4 protein-coding genes are annotated in these 3685 nt (G+C 55.7%); 2 read left to right on the forward strand and 2 right to left on the reverse strand.

The genetic code is table 11. The features are described from left to right. Both D6877_RS14020 and D6877_RS14025 read left to right on the forward strand, forming a co-directional pair. Window positions 1-1361: DUF2235 domain-containing protein (locus D6877_RS14020; RefSeq protein WP_130911180.1), on the forward strand; the 1361-nt coding region annotated here is incomplete at its 5' end. Further along, complete coding sequence (locus D6877_RS14025; RefSeq protein WP_130911181.1) at window positions 1361-2017, forward strand: DUF2931 family protein; 657 nt, start codon at window positions 1361-1363, stop codon at window positions 2015-2017. The genes D6877_RS14020 and D6877_RS14025, both read left to right, overlap by 1 nt. 107 nt (window positions 2018-2124) lie before the next feature. On the opposite strand, the gene D6877_RS14030 is transcribed toward D6877_RS14025, so the two are convergent. Beyond that, complete coding sequence (locus D6877_RS14030) at window positions 2125-3228, reverse strand: DNA alkylation repair protein (protein ID WP_130911182.1); 1104 nt, start codon at window positions 3226-3228, stop codon at window positions 2125-2127. Between the two features lie 2 nt (window positions 3229-3230). Next, window positions 3231-3685, reverse strand: a 455-nt coding sequence (locus tag D6877_RS14035) for a glutathione S-transferase family protein (protein WP_130911183.1), incomplete at its 5' end; no start/stop codon positions are given.

The following is a 3685-nucleotide window of genomic DNA, read 5'->3' on the forward strand; positions in this document are numbered from 1 at the left end:
CGAACAACTCTGCTGCGGGGTTGTTGTGTGGCGCTCAGCATCCGATTGCGCCTGAAGATATCGATGCCAGTTGCAAGCCCTACATGCGCAATCCAGATAGTAGCTATGCCAATGAAACAACCAACGTTTACAAACTGAGTGAACTGTACTTCGCACCTCAGAAAGCCGAAGGAGACGGCTCGCACAAGCGGGCGTTTCGCAGGGTGTACATAGAGGGGATTGGCACTCAATCGGGAGAAGAGGACAGTACATTCGGAGCGGGCACGGGCCGCGGAGACACGGGTATAGCGGGTCGTGTGCAACAATCATTCAGCGAAATCAAATCGCGTATTGAAGATGTAATTAACGAAAATCCAAACAGTGAAATTACCTCTCTGACTTTCGATACGTTCGGATTTAGTCGCGGCGCAGCTGCCGCGAGGCATTTTGCCAATGCAGTCGTCCGCGGAAAACAAGGGCCACTCGGAGATGTATTGCGCAACAATGCGAGCGACTTTAGTCGCACCTTCATCGATCAGTACCAAGGCAGCATCAACATGGGATTCATCGGGCTGTTCGACACTGTGCCGTCGGTTGCAGGCTGGTCGAATTTTGGCAACGTTAAGAGTCCTGTGGCCACGGGTATCAAGCTCTACCTCGACCGGCGGTTTTTTACTGACGTCGTTCAGCTGTCGGCGCGGGACGAATATCGCGCTAATTTCGCATTGAGTCGCGTTAAAGCCGACCACTTGGAAGTCATTCTTCCAGGGGTGCATTCCGACATCGGCGGCGGTTACCGCGATGACATTGAGGAGTGTGTACTCGTCAGTCCAATGCAAACGCTTGAGGTCTCGAAGTTTACTGATGTATCTACTACGTCGATCTACCGCGATGCCATGGTTATTAAAAATGAGTGGATCTCAAGGGGGTGGCCCGAAGATCTGCTGGAAATTGTTACGCCGGACGCGCTTCTCCTGCCCGTCGATCAACAGGACCGGCTCAGTCCCCGTAGAAAGCGCGTCTATGCAGCTCTGCAACTCAAACGTACCGTAAGCGGGTTGTTGTCGAGGGTATATCTTCGGGTGATGCATAGCTTGGCAAAAGAGAAGGGGGTTCGCTTCGATGATATTCCAGCCACGGCTGCTTTGGCGGTCCCGTCAGAGCTTCAGGCGTTGTGCGATCGATTTGTCGCAGGTGACTACACCACAACTCAGCAAGAGGAGAACCTGCTGAGGTTGAAATACATTCACATGTCCGCAAATTGGAATCACCCTCTTGGAAGAAGAGATGGCAGTGGAGTCCGCGCCGTCTATATCAATGCGCCCACCGCAGACGCGATTCGCGTGCAGCATCCTCACGTACCTGACTGGACTCTTTGGTAATGAAATTATTTGTCGCCCTGCTACTTGGCGTCTGCATAACGGGTTGCCAGTCTTCTGATCTGCTCTCAGCCAAGAGCGATCCAAAATCGAAATGGTGGGAGCTGGCTTTCACTGAGCCCGATTACATGAAGGTATGGGTGGAGGACAGTTCGGTGCAGGACATAACCGGCAGAGTTTTCTTTAGAACCGGTGGAGGGACTGCTGCTGGCGGAGAGCCTGAAGACGGTACTGACTCTGCCCGCGGCTGGACAGGGGTGGGGGGCAGCGGTAAAAGAGTGGTGGGGGCCGATCTACCCATTCGTATCTATGTTCGCTGGCAATCAATCGTTGAACAGAAAACGTGGCAAGCGTGGGTGGATATTCCAGAGAATGCCAGACAGATAATGGTGACTTCTACCAATCAACGGTGCCCCGAGAGACCTGACAGGACAGCACGCTTCATGGCCTCTGTTTACCTGGGACTTGCTCCGGGCGGTGTTGTTCAGGTGTGGGTGAGAGACTCATGTCATCGACCGATAAAGGTTGCTCGAGCGCAAGGCGAGATTGAGCCGCTAGGGCCGGAGCTTGGGAAAAACGATGGTCGCTACGCATATCCCGTCAGTGAAAAGTCCAAGCGCTATATCGAGAAATTCGGCATTCCGTACGGAAGTTGGTAAGCGCTGAAACCGTGCTTCTTCCACTGTGCCGCCGCGCGCAATGTCGATGCGCGGTTGCCAGTGCACTGATCCGCTACCCTCCGTTCGGTGAATAAATAACTCACGCCTCAAATCAAAACCTCAAACGCCGCACTCCCCAACACCTCCCCATTAACCATCACCTGCACCCCATGCCGCCCAGCGAAATGCTTGCGCGTCGTAAAATCCTTGATGACTTGATTCCGTCGCACCACCTCTTCCCCAAACCCCGCTAACCCCAAAGTCTTCAACTTGAAAACCTTCCCCGAAACCCCGCCATTCGCCTTCACATACTCAATCGCATAATCAATTACCAGCCTTTGCTCGTGCGCCACCACGGACTTCACCGTAAACGACAAAGTAATCGCTTCCCCCAACCTCACCACCGCAGGCTCAACCCGCACATCCAACAATTCAACCTCAGCCTTCGCCCCTGCGCCAATCACCGCCAGCGCGCGCACGTCGCCCTGTTTGATCAAACTGCGCAGCGCATGCTTGGCAATCCAGGCCGTGTGCTTGTTGTTCAGCGACCAACCTTCAACCGTGTCCAACACCCACCCCGGATGCACTTTCGTCACATCATTCAAATGATTCGCCACGGACTTGCGCACGTACAAGCTCTCGTCCGCCTTCAACCGATCCAATATCCCGGCGGCCAATTGCGGATTGGCTTGTACCGCTTCCAGGCGAAACGACCAGGGCAGGCGAGGGCGGCTGCCTTCGCTGGCGAGGCGACGCACGTGATGGTTTTCGTCTCGGGTCCAGTCGTGCATCTTTTCCAGTGAGCGTTCGAGGTCGCTGCGCAGAAAGTGGCGGATGGCGAATTCGGAGGAGCCGAAGGTGGTGAAGTACTTCAAGGCGTCCATGGAGGTGTCGAAGGCGTGACCGCCATAGCTCGCGACGTAATGTGGGAGGCACATGCTGACGAAGCCGCTGTTCAGGCGCGGCGCGAGTTCGCGCAAGACGTCGAGCGTATCTTCGTACTTCAGCGGCAGCACGGCGTGCAGGCTCTCGGCGACGCGGGCCATGCGTTGCATCACCGACATCTCGGTCAGTCCATGGTTGGCGTGCGCAAGAAAAGCCTTGGCTTTGAACGCCGGGTACACCGCGCTCATTTCGTCTGCAATGTGCTGCAAGCGCTCGGCATTGAAGATTTCCTTTAACGCCGGGGCGGCGCTGTCGTTGGAGCTCATGATCAGTTCATCGGTGTGCTGATGAACGCATCGGTACTTTCTGCGTAGGCGGTGTATTCGGCAATTCGCGGATAGCGTGTGGCGTCGATCTGATCGGGCACGACGAGGTCGGTGAAGCTCCAGGCAACCGCCAGGCTGATGCCATCCTGGGCGAGCGAGCCGTCGACGGGGAATTGGCGATGCTCCAGTTCCTTTTCAAGCGCTGTAAACGCGGCGGCGAGTTGGCCTTCAACGCGTTCAACCCAAGGTTGATATTGAATCTCCGCCGGGCGCAGGTTGCGTTCGTAATACAGCTGCACGGCTTTTTCGCAGGCGGCGAGGCTGAGGCCGATCAGGCGCAGGGTTTGAGCGCGTGGTTTGAGATCGCTTGGCAGCAGGCTTTTGCCGGAGCTGGCTTCGAGATAATCGAGGATGAGGGTCGAGTCCATCAGGACCACGCCGTCGTCGAGGATCAATG

This window comes from Pseudomonas sp. Sample_9 (assembly GCF_004307535.1).
In the GTDB taxonomy this organism is placed as follows: domain Bacteria; phylum Pseudomonadota; class Gammaproteobacteria; order Pseudomonadales; family Pseudomonadaceae; genus Aquipseudomonas; species Aquipseudomonas mercuritolerans.

What these genes read in the sequence shown, in the direction of transcription:
- D6877_RS14025 (WP_130911181.1), top strand. Translation starts at nt 1,361, where the DNA reads ATGAAATTATTTGTCGCCCTGCTACTTGGCGTCTGCATAACGGGTTGC.
- D6877_RS14030 (WP_130911182.1), bottom strand. Translation starts at nt 3,228, where the DNA reads ATGAGCTCCAACGACAGCGCCGCCCCGGCGTTAAAGGAAATCTTCAAT.